A 15,020-nucleotide genomic window follows, 5' to 3' on the forward strand; every position below is an offset into this window, starting at 1 on the left:
GTCACCCCTTGCTGACCGCCGCCAGGATCTCCGGCAGCCGCCGGGCCGTCCGCGGAGCGGCCAGTTTCAGTCCCGCCGCCGCGAGCCCCGCCCCGTACGCCGTGCCCACCGGCAGCAGCAGCCACGTCCAGTCGTCGCCGTCGGCGCTCACGTTCAGCCAGATCGTGAGCGCGATGACGGGCGCGCACAGCAGGGCGGCCGCCAACATCCCGCCGAAGATGGAGATCCAGGCGAGCCCGGTCTGCCCGGGGGCGACGTTCTTGTAGCCCTCCTGCGGGATGGAGTAGGGGAAGCGGGCGGACGTCCACGCCCCGGTCGCGAGCATCGCGCCGAGCAGTGCGAAGGACAGCCCCAGCGCCTCGGGCAGCCGCCGCCAGTCGCCGAGCATCGCCGTCGTCAGGGCCGTCACGAGCGTGGCGTACGGCAGCGTGATCAGCAGCAGGGCGTACGCCCGGGCGCGCAGCTCGACGTAGGCGTCGCGCGTCGAGGAGATCGTCATCGCGACCATCCAGAACGCCGAGGTGTCCTGCCCGAACTGGTTGTACATCTGGATGCCGAGCATCCCGGCGGCGAAGCACGCGAAATACACGGACCCGGTGCCCTGCCAGGCGTTGAACACCGGCACGATCAGCCCGATGGCCAGCGATGTCACCCAGGCGGCCTTGGTCTTCGGGTCGCGCCACACGTACCGCAGGCTGCGCTCCATGACCGTGCCCGTACGGCCCGGGGGCAGCAGCCGCCCCAGCCCGGTCGACGACCGCTCCTTGGCGGCCGACTCGGCGCCCGGCAGGGTCGAGCCGTCGGGTGAGGTCATCAGCCGGGTCAGATGCCGCGACCAGAGCGCGAGCAGTGCCACCAGCGCACCCGCGGTCAGTGCCAGTTGCGCGGCGGCGAGACCGTACGAGCCCTCGCCCACCGCGTGCACGGCCCCGATCGCGGAGGCGGGCGGCACCCACCGCAGCACCCCGGCCGCCGGGGCGAGTTCGCCCAGCCCCGACGCCCCGATGCGCTGCGCGCCGAAGTTGACGATCTGCGCCCCGATCGCGATGACGAGCCCGCTGAGCACCGCGAGGTCCCGTCCCTTGCGGCTGGTCAGCAGCCGTACGTTGGCGGCGGCGACGGCCCGCGCGAGCGCCACGCACACCAGCAGCGCGAGGACGACGGCGACGGCACCGACGGCGAACGCCGCCCCGCCGCGTGCCACAGCGATCACGGACCCGACGAGCAGGCACAGCGTGAACAGCGGCCCGATGCCCACCAGGGAGGCCGTGAGCAGGGCCCGCACCAGCGGCCGGGGCCGCAGCGGCAGCATCACCAGCCGGGTCGGGTCGAGGGTCTCGTCACCGCTGGGGAAGAACAGCGGCATCACCGCCCACCCGAGCCCCAGCACCGCCACCGCCAGCACGACCACGGACTCGGCGTGCGCGTGGCCGCGCAGCGCGATCAGGCCGATCAGCTGGAGCGCGGCGAACAGCAGGGCGAAGACGGCGGAGGTGATGTAGGCGGCCTTCCGACCGCCGGACTGCCGCAGCCCGTTGCGCAGCAGCGACAGCTTCAGCCGTACGAAGACGGGGGTGATCGCCTCGGTGCTCACCGGGCCCCGCCGCCCAGCCAGTCGAGATCGGACCCGGCGTCCCGGCTCTGCGCGCCGACGAGTTCGAGGAACGCCCGCTGCAGCGAGGGCGCGTCCCCGCGCACCTCGGCGAGCGTGCCGGTGGCGCGGATCCGCCCGGCGGCCATGACGGCGACCCAGTCGCACAGCGACTCGACGAGCTCCATGACGTGGGAAGAGAACACGACCGTGGCGCCCGAGGCCGTGTACCGCTCCAGGACGCCCCGGATGGTCTGCGCGGAGACGGGGTCGACCCCCTCGAACGGCTCGTCCAGGAAGAGCACTTCGGGATTGTGGAGGAGAGCGCTGGCCAGTCCGATCTTCTTGCGCATGCCGGTCGAGTAGTCGACGACCAGCTTGTGCTGGGCCCCGGCCAGGTCGAGGACGTCGAGGAGCTGCGTCGCCCGCTTGTCGACCTCGGCACCGGGCAGTCCGCGCAACCGCCCTGAGTACGCGAGCAGTTCCCGCCCGGAGAGCCGCTCGAAGAGCCGCAGCCCCTCCGGCAGCACTCCGATCCGGGCCTTCACCTCGACGGGGTCCCGCCACACGTCGTGCCCGACCACCTCGACGGTCCCGTGATCGGGCCTGAGCAGCCCGGTCACCATCGACAAGGTGGTGGTCTTCCCGGCTCCGTTCGGCCCGACGAGCCCGATGAACTTGCCTGCGGGCAACTCGAGATCGACCCCGGCAACGGCCACCTGCTGCCCGAACCGCTTCCAGAGCCCCTGTACACGCACAGCGCTGGTTCCCACCGCGTCTCCCTCCGTCACCCCGCACCCTACGGTGGAGAAGCGGCCCTCAAGGGGCGCGGGGAACTGCGCGATCCACCACGACCGACCGGCAGCCGCCGACGAACACGGACCAGGCAGACGAAGGGGCGCTTACCGGTCCCGGCCGCACGCATAGGCCAACGGCGAGATCAACTCCTCCGCATCCGGCAGCCACCGATTCGCAGGCGTCGGCCGGCAGGCCCACTGCACAGCCCCCCGGGACCCGAACCGAGTGGGCGGCGCAGCCACATACGCCCCCTCACCCAGCACCGTCAGATCCAGCGACGACACCGACCACCCCAGCTTCCGCACCAGGTCCGGCACCTTCACACCGGCCCCCGGCAGCACGAAGAACTCCATCCGCCGGTCCGGCGTGAGCGTCACCGGCCCGAGCGTCAGCTCCATCCGCTCCATGCGTGCGAGCGCCAGGAACCCGGCCGTCTCCGGCACGGAGATCGCGTCGAACGTCCGCCCCGTCGGCAGCAGGATCGACGCGGTCGGCTGCTTCTGCCACATCCGCCGCGCGACCGTCGCACTGCCCGTCGCCTGCGTCGCCCAGTCCGGGCGCGCCGGGTGCGACCCGGGCGCCGGACACGCCGCGTCACCGCAGGAGCAGTGCTGGCTGCCGTCGACGGGTTCCAGCCAGGTGCCGGGGAACACGTCCCAGTGGCGCTCCTCGGCGTAGCGAACAGCGGTCTCCAGCAGCGATTCCCCGCGCTGCTTCGGGATCTGAGCGGCTTCGGTGCCGGCGATCGTCTCTTCCACGATGAACACAACTCTGGTCGTCACCAGGGGTTACGCCCACCCGTGTGCGCGGGGGAGAGCACCGCCCCTGTTCCCGGGGCGCATGGGTGCATCTGCGGGGGCGCGCGAGAGGATCCGTCGCGGAGCTGGGTAACCACGAGTGGGGCCGGCAGCAGCCGTTACCCCGGCATTCCTCACATGTCTCGCATTTTCGCCTGGTCGGCGGGGCATTGATCTTCACGGCCGGATCCTTTCGCCGGGACGTGAGGGGTTCGGCCGCGGAAGACACGTCAACTCGGTGCGTGGGCAGGCACCGCAGCCTCAGGGGGTACGCCATGGCCGCAAGGCCTCTCGTCGCCCGTCAGCCGAACGAACGGCTGCAGGCGCTCATCCAGGAAGCCGGATGCTCCAACGCGGGCCTGGCCCGCCGGGTCAACATGTGCGGTGCCGAGCACGGCCTCGACCTGCGCTACGACAAGACGTCGGTGGCGCGCTGGCTGCGCGGGCAGCAGCCGCGGGGCCGGGCACCGGCGATCATCGCCGAGGCGCTGGGCCGCAAGCTCGGCCGTACGGTCACGATCGACGAGATCGGCATGGCCAACGGCAAGAACCTCGCCTCGGGTGTGGGCCTCCAGTTCTCGCCGACGGTGCTGGGGGCCATCGAGCAGGTCTGCGAGCTGTGGCGCAGTGACGTGGGGCGGCGGGACTTCCTGTCCGGTTCCTCCGTCGCGGCGTCCGCGCTGGTCGAGCCCAGCCGGGACTGGCTGATCTCCGCGCCCGACGCGCAGGTCTCGCGCTCGGCCGGACCGCGGGTGGGGCAGTCCGACGTGCGGGCGGTGCAGGCCATGACCCAGGCGCTGGTGGACCTCGACCACCAGTACGGCAGCGGGCATGTGCGGCCGGTCGTCGTGCACTACCTCAACAGCGTGGTCTCGGGGCTGCTGGCGGGGTCGTACCGGGAGGCGGTCGGGCGGGACCTGTTCGGCGCGGTGGCCCGGCTGACGGAACTCGCCGGGTACATGGCCGTCGACACCGGCCAGCCCGGCCTGGCCCAGCGCTACTACATCCAGGCGCTGCGGCTGGCGCAGGCCGCCGGGGACCGCGGCTACGGCGGGTACGTCCTCGCGGCCTCCATGAGCCATCTCGCCGCCCAGCTCGGAAACCCGCGGGAGATCGCGCAGTTGGCGCGGGCGGCGCAGGAAGGGGCGCGGGGGCGTGTGTCGCCGCGGGCGGAGTCGATGTTCCTCGCGGCGGAGGCGCGCGGGCACGCCCTCATGGGCGACGTGCGCGCCGCCCAGTCCTCGGCGGGGCGCGCCGTGAGCGCCCTGGAGGCGGCCGACCCGGCCGCCGGGGACGACCCGGTGTGGATCGCGCACTTCGACGAGGCTTACCTCGCCGACGAGTTGGCCCACTGCCACCGGGACCTGGGGCAGGCCGAGGCGGCGGCCCGGTGTGCGCAGGAGTCGCTGGCCGGGCATCCCGAGACGCGGGCGCGCCGCCGGGCCATCGGCTATGTGCTGTTGGCCACGGCGCAGGTGCAGCAGCGGGAGATCGAAGAGGCGTGCAACACCGGCATGAAGGCCGTGGAGCTGCTGGAAGGGCTGCGCTCCAACCGGGGCGCCGAGTACCTGGAGGACTTCCAGCAACGGCTGGAGCCGTACCGGGACGAGGCGGTGGTGAGGGAGTTCGGGGCGCGGCTCGACCTGCAGACGGCGGCGTGAACACAGGGTCTGCCGATACGTGACGTGCGGGAAACGGCTGCTGGGCGCGGAGGAGGTGACCTGGGCAACGTGCCGTGACCCGCTGGTGTTACCGCGCTCACAGGGCCGGAGGCCGGGCCCTGTGCTGCGTGGCACGGGGCTCTGGGGACCCGGTAGCGTGACCCGACGATTCACAAGGTCCCCCATTAGTAGGAGTCCCGGTGACGCAGAGTGGACAGGGCGAGGAGCCCTCGGCGCGCCCCGCGCGCGAAGGCATCGTGCTGCCCTCCGACGGTGGCGAGCCCCTGCTGCCGGGCATGACGGGCGGACCGGGCGACGCCCAGGGCCGCCGGCCCGTCCCGCCCCCGGCGGGCGGACCGCAGGCCTCGGCCCCCGCGGAGGGCCAGACCTGGGGCCAGCCGTGGGGCCCCGACCGGCAGCAGACCCCGCCCCCTTCGCCGGGCCAGACCTGGGAGTCCCAGCCCCAGCAGTGGAGCACGCAGGAGCCGCCCGCGTGGGACGCGCAGGCGCCGGGCGCACTCCCGCCGGAGGGCGCCCAGCCCCCGAACCTCTACGCGGGCCCACCGGCCGACCCCGGCCCGTACGGCACGGCCCAGCCGCCCGCGGGCCACACCGGCTACGACCCGTACGGCACCGCCGGCGCGGGAGCCCCCCGGCCCCCGGAGGGCTCCGGCGCGCAGCCGCAGCCGGGCTCCGGCGGGCAGGGGCAGCCGGGCGGCTCCGGGTACGGATATCCGCAGGGGGCGGGTCTGCCGCCGGCCGCTGACGCGTACGGCACCCCGGCCGCCGGTGCGTATGGCGCCCCCGGCGGCTCCGGCGCCCAGCCGCAGGGCCCCGACGCCTACGGCGCCTCCGACGGGGGCGGCGCTCAGCCACGGCCGGGCTCCGGCGGGCAGGGGCAGCCGGGCGGCTCCGGGTACGGGTATCCGCAGGGGGCGGGTCTGCCGCCGGCCGCCGGTGCGTACGGCGCCTCCGACGGGGGCGGCGCCCAGCCGCAGCCGGGATCCGGTGCGCACGGGACGGGTCTGCCGTCGGCCGCTGACGCGTACGGCACCCCGGGCGGGGGAGCACGGCCGCAGCCCGGCGCCGAGTCGTACGGCGGCGGTCTGCCGCCGGTGTCCGGTGCCTACGGGTCCACCGACGGGGGAGTCCCCCAGCCCGCGCCCGCCGACGAGGGGGCGACCCAGTACATACCCCCGGTCGCGGGGGACGCGGCCGCCGCGGCCACGCAGTACCTGCCGCCCGTCGCGCCGTCCGGCGACGAGGGGGCGACGCAGTACATACCCCCGGTGGGCCCGGGGGCGCTGCCGCCCGAGATGCCTTCCGGTGAGGACCCCGAGGCGACGCGGTTCCTCGGGACCGGGCGCCGGACCGGGGCGGGAGCCGGGCCGCTGCCGGCCACCTCGCATCCGGACGCCGAGGCGACGCAGTACATCCCGCCGGTGCCCGGCGGGGACAAGCAGCCGCCCGCCGAGTTCGACAACCTCTTCCGCAGCCAGGGGGGCGCCGAGAGCCCCGCAGGGGCCACTCAGCAGATGCCCCGCATCGAGCAGCCCGGGCCGCAGCCCTCGTACGCCGCTCCCCGGAATTCCCAGGACCCGCCCGCCGGAGGCCGGTCGCGCGGTGGCCGTGCCGGCTCGCGCGTACCCGTCATCGCCGCCGTCGGCATCGGCATCGCCGTTCTCGGCGTCGGCGCGGGCGCGCTGCTCGCCGGTGGCGGCGGCGGTGACGACGACGGCGGCGACAACAAGCCGGTGGCCGCCTCCGCACCCGCGGCGGACGGCTCCGCCTCCCCGTCCGCCGACCCGGCCCGGGCCCAGGCGGTCGAGCTGGACAAGCTGCTCGCCGACAGCGGCAACAGCCGCAGCATGGTGATCAACGCCGTCGCCGACGTCAAGGGCTGCGACAACCTCTCCCAGGCCGCCAAGGACCTGCGGGACGCGGCCAAGCAGCGCACCGGGCTGGTCACCCGGCTCTCCGGCATCGAGGTCGACGAGCTGCCCGGCCACGCCGCGCTCACCACCGCCCTCACCAAGGCCTGGCAGGCCTCCGCCTCGGCCGACAACCACTACGCGGCCTGGGCCGACCAGACCGCCGGCAAGAAGGGCTGCAGGAAGGGCCAGGCCCGGCCCACCGGCCAGACCCAGGCCGGCAACCGGGCCAGCGGCGTGGCCACCACGGAGAAGGCCAAGGCGGCCGGGCTGTGGAACGGGATCGCGAAGAAGTACGGCCTGACCGAGCGGCAGCCGACGCAGCTGTGACGGGGGCGGTCCGGGCGGGACGTGAACTGCCGGGCGGAGACGCTCAGTAGTTCACGTCGGCGTCCTGCAGCGTCCTCGTCGTGTCGACGAAACCCTTGCGCGCCGAGACCAGCCGTCCCTCCCGCACCACCTGGAGGGTCACGTTCGCGTTGACCAGGCGCGGGAAGCCCACGGCGGCGAGCTTGTCCTGGAACCGCCAGCGCAGCGTCGGCGTGAGGCCGCCCGTGGTGACCTCCAGGCCGTCGTCCAGGACCTCGGTGACCGTGTCGGCGGACACCTCGCCGTCGCCGAGCGACTCGACGGCCTGCCGGAACACCGTGTAGGCGATCCACGTGGTCTGCACTCCGGCGTCCGCGGGGTCGATGCGGTTGTCGCCGAAGGCCTGCTCGCGGATCACCCGCTTCATCCCGTCCCAGCGCGGATCGCTCGCCACCGGGTACCAGCCGGTGATGTACGAGCCCTCGTAGGGGCCCGACGCCCCGCCGGTGGCGTCGATCACCGTCTGGTCGACACTGCCCAGCACGGTGGCGGTCCGCACCTCGGGGTAGTCCTCGCGGGCCCGCCGGAAGGAGTCCATGAAGGTGCCGTTGCGGTCCCCCAGGGCGGGCACCACACACCCCTGGTCCGCCGTGTCGGTGCTCGTCGTGCGCAGAGCGCGCTCGGCCTGGCCGTCGTACTCGGTGGCGTCCTCCGCGGCCCGCTGGTCGTTCGAGGCCCGGTGCCCGCCCGCTTTCAGACCGGAGTCGAGCAGCGGGGGCAGCTGGTCGCCCGTGATGGTGTCGGGCCTGATCAGCGCGACGGGCCCGCACTCGGCGAGGGCACTGCCGAGACCGGCCAGCAGCGCGGGCTGGCCGCCGTTGACGGGGTACGACAGGGGGCTGGTGAACTCGGCGTTGGTGGCGCCGTAGCCGCCCAGGTAGGGGATGCCGGCGCCCTCCAGCGACGGGAAGAAGGAGTCCGCGTACTGGCTGTAGGACCCGACGACCGCGACCACGTTCTCCTTGACCGCCCGCCGGGCGCACTTGGCGGCGGCCACGCTGTCGTTGTGGTCGTTGCAGGTCAGCACGTTCAGCCTGCGGCCGTTGATCCCGCCCTTGGCGTTGATCCAGCGGGCGTAGGCGTGGGCGAAGGCGGGCATGCCGGGCTTGTTGGTGGCCTTGGTGCTCTGCGGAGCCCAGGTCATGACGGTGATGGTGTCGTCCCCGGCACCCGCCGTGGTGCCGGGGACGACACCGCATCCGGCGAGGAGCGACGCGCACGCGACCGCCGTGCCCGCGGACAGGACGCCTTTTCTGGCGTGACGGGTGAGGAGGCCGGGGAGGAATGTGCTGCGGGTGCGTCGCCTGCCGGTCATGGTTCCGCACGATTCCGTCACACGGCCAACCCGTGAGTGATCGCAGGTCGACAATGGGTGACGCGCAGGTGAATTGCGGGGGTGGATGTGACCGATGTGGAGGGGAACGTACGATCGATGACCGTGCAAGCTTCGGAGAACTCTTCCCGTCGTGGCCGTCGCTCATCCACCATGGGCGGCATGCCTGTCAACGACATGCCGTGGTGGCGCTGGCGCAGCAACGTGCGCTCGGCCCTGCACATGCTCTCCGATCCCGGGTTCCAGCGGGACGTCTGGCTGGCCGGCGTGGACGGCTACGGCGACGTGACCGACGCGGTGTACCGGCTGGTCGAGGACACCTGGCTGGACCACTGGTCCGCCGAGAAGTACGTCGGCACGATCTTCCGCGACGCGCAGGAGGCGGCCCTCGTCGACAGCGCGGTGCTGCGGGTGCTGCGGATCATGCACCAGGTCGGGCCGGACGCTCCGGTCGCCGCGTATCTGGAGCACGAGGCGTGGCCGGAGGCGGTCCGGGCGGCCCGGGAGGCGCATGTGAGGCTCGCGGCCGGTGACGGTGAGGAGCCGGACACGGCGCCGCGCAGCCTGGACGTGCTGCAGATCATGACGAGGTCCGCGTAGCGGTTCCGCGCAGCGGTTCCGCGCAGCGGGACGATTGCCGGTGGTGTGGTCCCCTGTGGGACCCTGTCCTGCATGAACGAGCAGTCCACCAGCACCGCGGTCCCGGCCGACCAGTACGTCCTCACCCTCTCCTGCCCGGACAGGAAGGGCATCGTGCACGCCGTGTCGAGCTATCTGTTCATGACCGGCTGCAACATCGAGGACAGCCAGCAGTTCGGCGACCACGACACGGGACTGTTCTTCATGCGCGTCCACTTCTCGGCGGACGCGCCCGTGACCGTGGAGAAGCTGCGGGCCAGCTTCGCGGCGATCGGTGACTCGTTCCAGATGGACTGGCAGATCCACCGGGGCGACCAGCGGATGCGCATCCTGCTGCTGGTCAGCAAGTTCGGGCACTGCCTGAACGACCTGCTGTTCCGGGCCCGCACCGGCGCGCTGCCGGTGGAGATCGCCGGAGTGGTGTCCAACCACACTGACTTCGCCGAGTTGGTGGCGTCCTACAACATCCCCTTCCACCACATCCCGGTGACGAAGGACACGAAGGCCGAGGCCGAGGCGCAGCTGCTGGGGATCGTGCGCGACGAGGGCGTGGAGCTGGTCGTGCTGGCCCGGTACATGCAGGTGCTCTCGGACGACCTGTGCAAGGCGCTCTCGGGGCGGATCATCAACATCCACCATTCGTTCCTGCCGAGCTTCAAGGGCGCGAAGCCGTATCACCAGGCTCACGCCCGGGGTGTGAAGCTGATCGGTGCGACGGCTCACTACGTGACGGCCGATCTCGACGAGGGGCCGATCATCGAGCAGGAGGTCGAGCGGGTCGGGCACGATGTGACGCCGGAAGGGCTTGTCGCGATCGGGCGTGATGTGGAGTGCCAGGCGCTGGCGCGGGCCGTGAAGTGGCATGCCGAGCGGAGGATTCTGCTCAATGGGCGGCGGACGGTGATCTTCGCCTAGCAGGTCCTGCCGGGTGCGGGTCGTGTGTGGTTGTCGCGCAGTTCCCCGCGCCCCGAGTTACTCACATCCGGCTCAGTGAAGCGGCCGCGAACAGGACGTTCCTGATCGCCTCCCGATCTCCCACCTGCCCCGCCGCCGCCTCCTGCGGGGGCACGTGGCCGGCGGCCAGGCGGCAGAACTCGACGCCGTCCAGGGCCACGTGGGCCACCTCGTGCTCGGCGGAGCCCTTCGCCGCGGGGGAGTCCAGCGGGATCAGCCACTCGCCGCCGCCCGAGCCCTCGATCTCCAGGCGGAGGCTGCGGCCCGGTTCGCCCGCCGCGACCAGATGACGATGGGGGGCGGCGGAGGCCAGACCGGCCCGGCGGCGGTGGGCCAGGGCCGTCGGCAGCATCCGGGCCGCCAGGTCGATCATGCGGTGCAGATGGCGCGGCGAGGGCGGGGCGTAGGGGTAGTCGACCGCGTCGGCGATGTCCTCCGCGTGCACCCAGCACTCGAAGGCGCGGTCGAGCATCGCGTCGTGCAGGGGCAGTTCGAAGTCGCCGTACGACACCGGCGTCTTCCCCGCGCCGCCGCCCGTGAAGGACACCGCGCGCACCAGGCTGTGGCTCTGCTCCCGCCAGGGTGCGCGGACGAACCGGGTGGGCGGGAAGTGGGAGGCGCGCCAGAACGCCTCGGTGCGGGCCGCCGGGGTCGGGCGCCGGGCCGGGACGTCGCCCAGCGGGTCGTCCAGGCCGAGCGCGACCGCCACCAGGCCGTCGACGCTGAGCAGATGCGCGATGACCCCGGCGACGGTGGTGCGGCGACTCGTCGCCGCGTCGGAGCGGAACCAGCGCAGCCGTACCGGCGCGTGCCACTCGGCGTCGCCGAAGTCCTGGAGCAGGGCGTCCAGCCGCGCGGTCTCGGCGTCGTAGGCGGCGGCCCAGTCCGGTACCGGAATGCGCGGCGGGCGCCGCTCCAGGCAGGTGTCCAGTACGCGGGTGCGCAGCCCCGGGTCCAGGTCGAGGCTCTCGGGGCGTTGCAGCAGGCCGACCGCCTCGCGCAGCCGCCGGGCCTCGTCGGCGCAGGAGCCGCAGTCCCCGAGGTGCTCCTCGACGGCCGTGGCCTCCTCGGCCGAGCAGGCGGCCAGCGCCCAGGCGCCGAGCAGGGCCTTCAGTACGGGGTGTTCGAGGACGGGCGGGGCGGGCGGCGGTGCCGTGAGGCCGAGGTCCGCCGGCGCGGCCAGCGGCAGTCCACCGTCCTCGACGGAGGCCCGGGGCATGGGGATCCGCGGCGGCCGCCCGTGCCCAGGGGTGTCACCGCGCCCGGTATCGACGCCTTCACCCTGAACGCCGCTTTCATCCCGGGTGTTGTCCTTCTCCTCGGGTTCGTTCTCCCCCTCGTCGCCGTCGTGCGCCTCGAACCGTTCGGGCCCGTTCACACCGCACCCCCGTATCCGGGCGGTGCGCCCGGAGCCTCGGTGTCGTGGGCGGTGGAGAGCAGTTGCAGGCCCAGGCGCAGCCGGCGGCGGGCCTCGTCCTCGGTGATGCCGAGGTCGGCCGCGGTCCGGCGGTAGTCGCGACGCTGGAAGTAGGCCCGTTCCAGGGCCGAGCGCAGCGGGACCGGCATGGACTGGACGATGTAGTCGGCGCGGGCGGCGACCGAGGCGCGGCGCACCTTGTGCTCCAGTTCCTCCGCGGTGCCGGAGCCTTCGCGGGCGAGTGCGGCGGTCTCGGTGGCGCGCAGCCGCTGCACCGCCAGCCGGTGGGTCAGCGTGGCGACCCAGGTGCGCAGCGGGCCCTGCCGGGGGTCGTAGGAGTCGGGGTGCTCCCAGACGTGGACGAAGACCTCGCGCGTGATGCCGTCGGCGGCGTGCTCGTCGCCGAGTACGCGGTGGGCGAGGCCGTGTACGAGGGAGGCGAACCGGTCGTAGAGCTCACCGAGGGCGGCGGCCTCCCCGCGGGCGAGCCGTTGCTGCATCTTGCGGTCCCAGCGAGGCGGTACGTCCTTTTTCGCCATGTGGCCCCCTCACCCCCTGCTCGTCTCCCGCACGCGTGCTCTGTCCAGCCTGTCTCCGGTGTCTCCTCGAATGTAGTCGGCACGTCTGCTAGCGCACGCCCCTTTGTGGCAATGTGCGCCCCCCGACCGGCCGCAGGTGGTAGGGGGCGCGGGGCTCGCACCGGATGCCTTTGGGCTCGCGCCTACCCCACCGCCCTCTGATCAGACCTGACTGAAGAGGATCGAACAGGATCGAAGCCGACTAAAACAAGCCTCTTCCGCGGGGGATCCGTTTTTCGGGTTGTGTTTCAGGGAACTGCCGCTGGGCAGCCGCGCTGCAAGGAAGCGTAGGGTCTGCTTCCGTTTTGGCGAGCGAGGGGCGTGGTGGTGACCTTCAAAGTGACCGGCGGCGAGCAGGGCGAATGGGCCGTGCTCCAGGTGTCGGGCGAACTGGATCTGGTGACGTCACCGGTGCTGCGTCAGCGCGTGCACGACGTGGTGGCCGAGGGACACCACTGTCTCGTCCTGGACCTGTCCGAGGTGTTCTTCTGCGACTCCAGCGGCGTCGGCGTGCTCATCGCGGCCCGCCGGCTGATCCGCTCCTGCCAGGGCCGGCTGCGCCTGGTGCTGCCCGCCCGGGGCGCGGCCGACGGGTCCCACGTCAACCGGGTCCTCGGCGCGCTGGGTGTACGCAGGCTGTTCGACGTGTACGGCGATGTGAACGCGGCCCTCGGCGACGAGGGTGAACCCCTGTCCGCGTGACAGCGCGATGACGCACGGTGGACGGAGTGTCGCCGTTCCGGCACGCCGTTGTCCCGGAATTCCCCCGGTCTTGGCACAAGTGACGTTTTCCCGCGCCCGAACGGCTCCCTCCGTCGTACGCTCCGACCGAGACACACCCCACCCGACGTAAGGCGGCCCGAAAGAGACATGGTCAGCAGCGAGTACGAGCGCAGGATCGCCGCCCGGTTCGCCACCTTCGACCAGGACGGCAACGGCTACATCGACCGCGAGGACTTCTACGGCGCGGCCAAGGCGCTGCTCACGGAGTTCGCCGTGACGGCCCGGTCCGACAAGGGTCAGGCCCTGTACGGCGGCGCCGAGGCCTTCTGGCAGGGCATGGCCGGGATGGCGGACCGCGACGGCGACCAGCGCATCACACGCCAGGAGTTCGTCAACGGCGCGGTCAAGCGCCTGCGCGACAACCCCGACCGGTTCGCCGAGATCGCCCGCCCCTTCCTGCACGCGGCCCTGGACGTCGCCGACACCGACGGGGACGGCGCCGCGACGATCGAGGAGGCCGGCCGTGTCCTGAAGTGCCTCGGCGTCCCCGAGGACATCGCGGGCCCGGCCGTCGCCACGCTCGACACGGACGGTGACGGCAAGGTCGGCGAGGCCGAGGTCATCCCGGCCTTCGCCCGCTACTTCACGGTGCCCGAATAGCCTGAACACGGGCGCGTGCCCGACGGGGTCACGTGCCCGCGTAGCGGTCGCGGAGCTTGTACTTCAGCACCTTCCGCAGGGTCTCGCCCCGCGGAAGGGCGGCCACCACCTCCAGCCGCTCCGGCAGCTTGTGCACCGACAGCCCCTCGGCGCGCAGGAAGCCGGTCACGGCGGCGAGCGTCAACGCCTCGGATCCCGGGGGCTGTTCCACCACCGCGCACACCAACTCCCCACGCGACGCGTCCGGCAGCCCGATCACCGCCACGTCCGCGACCGCGGGATGCCGGTGCAGCAGGTCCTCGATCTCCTGGGCCGAGATGTTCTCGCCCTTGCGGATGATCACGTCCTTGAGCCGGCCGGTGAGGACCAGGTGCCCGGTGTCCGTCAGGCGCCCGAGGTCGCCGGTGCGCAGGAACCCCTCCTCGTCGAAGGCCTCCGCCGTCTGCCCCGGGTCCAGATACCCCCGGCACACGGCCTCCCCGCGCAGCCGCACCTCCCCGTCCACGATCCGGATCTCCATCCCCTCCGGTGGCCGCCCCTCGGTCGTCGCCAGCAGCTCGGGGGTGTCGTCCGGCGACCCCATGGTGATCATCGGCACCTCGGTCATGCCGTACCCGTGGGTGAGCTGCACGCCCATCTCGCGCACGACGGCGTGGTACAGCTCCGGCGGCTTGGGCGCCCCGCCGCTCGCCAGCAGCCGCAGGGCCGGCACCACCGGCTCTCCCGGCCGCTTGCGCTGCTCCGCGAGGAACATCGAGTAGAACGCCGTCGACCCGCCCGCCATCGTCACCCCGTGCGCGCGGTACGCCGCCAGCGCGTCCGGCAGCGCGAACTGCTCGAACAGCACCGCCGGGAAGCCGTACAGCAGCAGCATCACCGTGTAGTCGGGTCCGCCGATGTGGGCGTAGGGGAAGGCGATCGAGCCCACGTCGTCCGCCGAGGGGCGCAGCGCGTGCGCCAGGCAGGAGCCGCCCGCGAGCAGCGAACGGTCCGTGTGCAGCACGCCCTTGGGGTCGGAGGTCGTGCCGGACGTCCAGTAGATCCAGCGGACGGCGGTGCCGTCGCGGGGCGGGGGAGGCAGGAGGGACGGATCGCCGTCGGGCAGGCCGTCGTAGGCCTCGAAGACGCCCTTCGCGCCCAGCCGCCGGGCCATCTCCCCGTGGTCGAAGCCGCGCCAGGTGCCCGGCACCGCGAAGAACTCCGCCCTGGACTCGCGCAGCGCGAAGCCGACCTCGCGGTCCCGGTAGAAGGGGATGATCGGGGTCTGCACGGCACCGAGACGGGCCAGGGCGAAGGACAGCACGGCCGTCTCGATACGGGTGGGCAGCTGCCAGGCGACCACCGTGCCGGGGCGCACGCCCATGCCGTACAGCCCGGCCGCGACCCGCTCGGCACGCGCGTGCAGCTCCTCGAAGGTGAGGGTGCGGCCGTCCTGGAGGAAGAGCGGCCGGCCGGGGGTGAGGGCGGCGCGGCGGGCGACCAGGTCCCACAGGGTGCGGGACGCGCTCAGGGCGTGCGGGGTCTCGTTCACGGCTGCCCCCTGCTGCTTGGCTGACGGGTCGTCAGGTG

General features: G+C 73.0%; 13 protein-coding genes. 6 read left to right on the plus strand and 7 right to left on the minus strand.

The features are described 5' to 3' along the window. Position 1 precedes the first annotated feature (1 nt). The 3 genes from ACFY9S_RS16365 to ACFY9S_RS16375 all read right to left on the minus strand — a co-directional run bounded on the left by ACFY9S_RS16365 (position 2) and on the right by ACFY9S_RS16375 (position 3,156). Positions 2-1,594, minus strand: a complete 1,593-nt coding sequence (locus ACFY9S_RS16365) for a transporter (protein WP_391128321.1) — start codon at positions 1,592-1,594, stop codon at positions 2-4. Then, positions 1,591-2,382 carry an ATP-binding cassette domain-containing protein gene (locus tag ACFY9S_RS16370; RefSeq protein WP_391128324.1) on the minus strand — a complete coding sequence of 264 codons (792 nt, stop codon included), beginning with the start codon at positions 2,380-2,382 and terminating at the stop codon, positions 1,591-1,593. Before ACFY9S_RS16370 ends, ACFY9S_RS16365 begins: the two co-directional genes overlap by 4 nt. A 111-nt stretch (positions 2,383-2,493) precedes the next feature. Next, positions 2,494-3,156 (minus strand): bifunctional DNA primase/polymerase, encoded by a 663-nt coding sequence (locus ACFY9S_RS16375; protein WP_391128798.1) that lies wholly within the window; start codon positions 3,154-3,156, stop codon positions 2,494-2,496. 305 nt (positions 3,157-3,461) lie between these two features. On the opposite strand from ACFY9S_RS16375, the gene ACFY9S_RS16380 reads away from it, so the two are divergent. Further along, positions 3,462-4,847, plus strand: coding sequence for a transcriptional regulator (locus ACFY9S_RS16380; protein WP_391128327.1), 1,386 nt, complete (start codon positions 3,462-3,464; stop codon positions 4,845-4,847). 296 nt (positions 4,848-5,143) lie between these two features. Next, on the plus strand, positions 5,144-7,108 hold the full coding sequence (locus ACFY9S_RS16385) for a hypothetical protein (protein WP_391128801.1): 1,965 nt from the start codon (positions 5,144-5,146) through the stop codon (positions 7,106-7,108). A gap of 43 nt (positions 7,109-7,151) precedes the next feature. Here the strand turns inward: ACFY9S_RS16385 and ACFY9S_RS16390 are convergent, their stop codons facing one another. Beyond that, a complete protein-coding gene (locus ACFY9S_RS16390; RefSeq protein ID WP_391128330.1) occupies positions 7,152-8,462 on the minus strand; it encodes an ABC transporter substrate-binding protein in 1,311 nt (436 codons plus the stop codon). A gap of 117 nt (positions 8,463-8,579) precedes the next feature. On the opposite strand from ACFY9S_RS16390, the gene ACFY9S_RS16395 reads away from it, so the two are divergent. Then, positions 8,580-9,080, plus strand: a complete 501-nt coding sequence (locus ACFY9S_RS16395; protein WP_102912438.1) for a hypothetical protein — start codon at positions 8,580-8,582, stop codon at positions 9,078-9,080. Positions 9,081-9,152: 72 nt separating this feature from the next. Further along, positions 9,153-10,034, plus strand: a complete 882-nt coding sequence (gene purU, locus ACFY9S_RS16400; protein ID WP_391128332.1) for a formyltetrahydrofolate deformylase — start codon at positions 9,153-9,155, stop codon at positions 10,032-10,034. Positions 10,035-10,095: 61 nt separating this feature from the next. Here the strand turns inward: purU and ACFY9S_RS16405 are convergent, their stop codons facing one another. Together ACFY9S_RS16405 and ACFY9S_RS16410 are read right to left on the minus strand one after the other, a co-directional pair. Next, entirely contained in the window at positions 10,096-11,451 is a 1,356-nt protein-coding gene (locus tag ACFY9S_RS16405; RefSeq protein ID WP_391128335.1) for a maleylpyruvate isomerase N-terminal domain-containing protein, read from the minus strand. Continuing rightward, positions 11,448-12,029, minus strand: coding sequence for a sigma-70 family RNA polymerase sigma factor (locus ACFY9S_RS16410; RefSeq protein WP_391128337.1), 582 nt, complete (start codon positions 12,027-12,029; stop codon positions 11,448-11,450). The genes ACFY9S_RS16405 and ACFY9S_RS16410 overlap by 4 nt, the downstream gene beginning before the upstream one ends. 360 nt (positions 12,030-12,389) lie before the next feature. Between ACFY9S_RS16410 and ACFY9S_RS16415 the strand changes: the two genes are divergently transcribed. Together ACFY9S_RS16415 and ACFY9S_RS16420 are read left to right on the plus strand one after the other, a co-directional pair. Further along, the gene (locus ACFY9S_RS16415) at positions 12,390-12,770 is read left to right on the plus strand and encodes an STAS domain-containing protein (RefSeq protein WP_102913061.1); all 381 of its coding nucleotides are present in this window, start codon (positions 12,390-12,392) and stop codon (positions 12,768-12,770) included. Between the two features lie 168 nt (positions 12,771-12,938). Then, positions 12,939-13,451, plus strand: coding sequence for an EF-hand domain-containing protein (locus tag ACFY9S_RS16420; protein ID WP_391128340.1), 513 nt, complete (start codon positions 12,939-12,941; stop codon positions 13,449-13,451). A gap of 28 nt (positions 13,452-13,479) precedes the next feature. Here ACFY9S_RS16420 and ACFY9S_RS16425 read toward each other — a convergent pair whose 3' ends face one another. Then, a complete protein-coding gene (locus tag ACFY9S_RS16425; protein ID WP_391128343.1) occupies positions 13,480-14,982 on the minus strand; it encodes an AMP-binding protein in 1,503 nt (500 codons plus the stop codon). Between the last annotated feature and the right edge of the window lie 38 nt (positions 14,983-15,020).

It is taken from the genome of Streptomyces sp. NPDC012474 (genome assembly GCF_042955185.1).
Classification (GTDB): Bacteria; Actinomycetota; Actinomycetes; order Streptomycetales; family Streptomycetaceae; genus Streptomyces; species Streptomyces cahuitamycinicus.

Excerpts from the sequence above, each read along its gene's own strand:
- ACFY9S_RS16395 (WP_102912438.1), top strand. The coding sequence starts at position 8,580 with ATGACCGTGCAAGCTTCGGAGAACTCTTCCCGTCGTGGCCGTCGCTCA.
- ACFY9S_RS16385 (WP_391128801.1), top strand. The coding sequence starts at position 5,144 with ATGACGGGCGGACCGGGCGACGCCCAGGGCCGCCGGCCCGTCCCGCCC.
- purU (WP_391128332.1), top strand. The coding sequence starts at position 9,153 with ATGAACGAGCAGTCCACCAGCACCGCGGTCCCGGCCGACCAGTACGTC.
- ACFY9S_RS16410 (WP_391128337.1), bottom strand. The coding sequence starts at position 12,029 with ATGGCGAAAAAGGACGTACCGCCTCGCTGGGACCGCAAGATGCAGCAA.
- ACFY9S_RS16380 (WP_391128327.1), top strand. The coding sequence starts at position 3,462 with ATGGCCGCAAGGCCTCTCGTCGCCCGTCAGCCGAACGAACGGCTGCAG.
- ACFY9S_RS16420 (WP_391128340.1), top strand. The coding sequence starts at position 12,939 with ATGGTCAGCAGCGAGTACGAGCGCAGGATCGCCGCCCGGTTCGCCACC.
- ACFY9S_RS16390 (WP_391128330.1), bottom strand. The coding sequence starts at position 8,462 with ATGACCGGCAGGCGACGCACCCGCAGCACATTCCTCCCCGGCCTCCTC.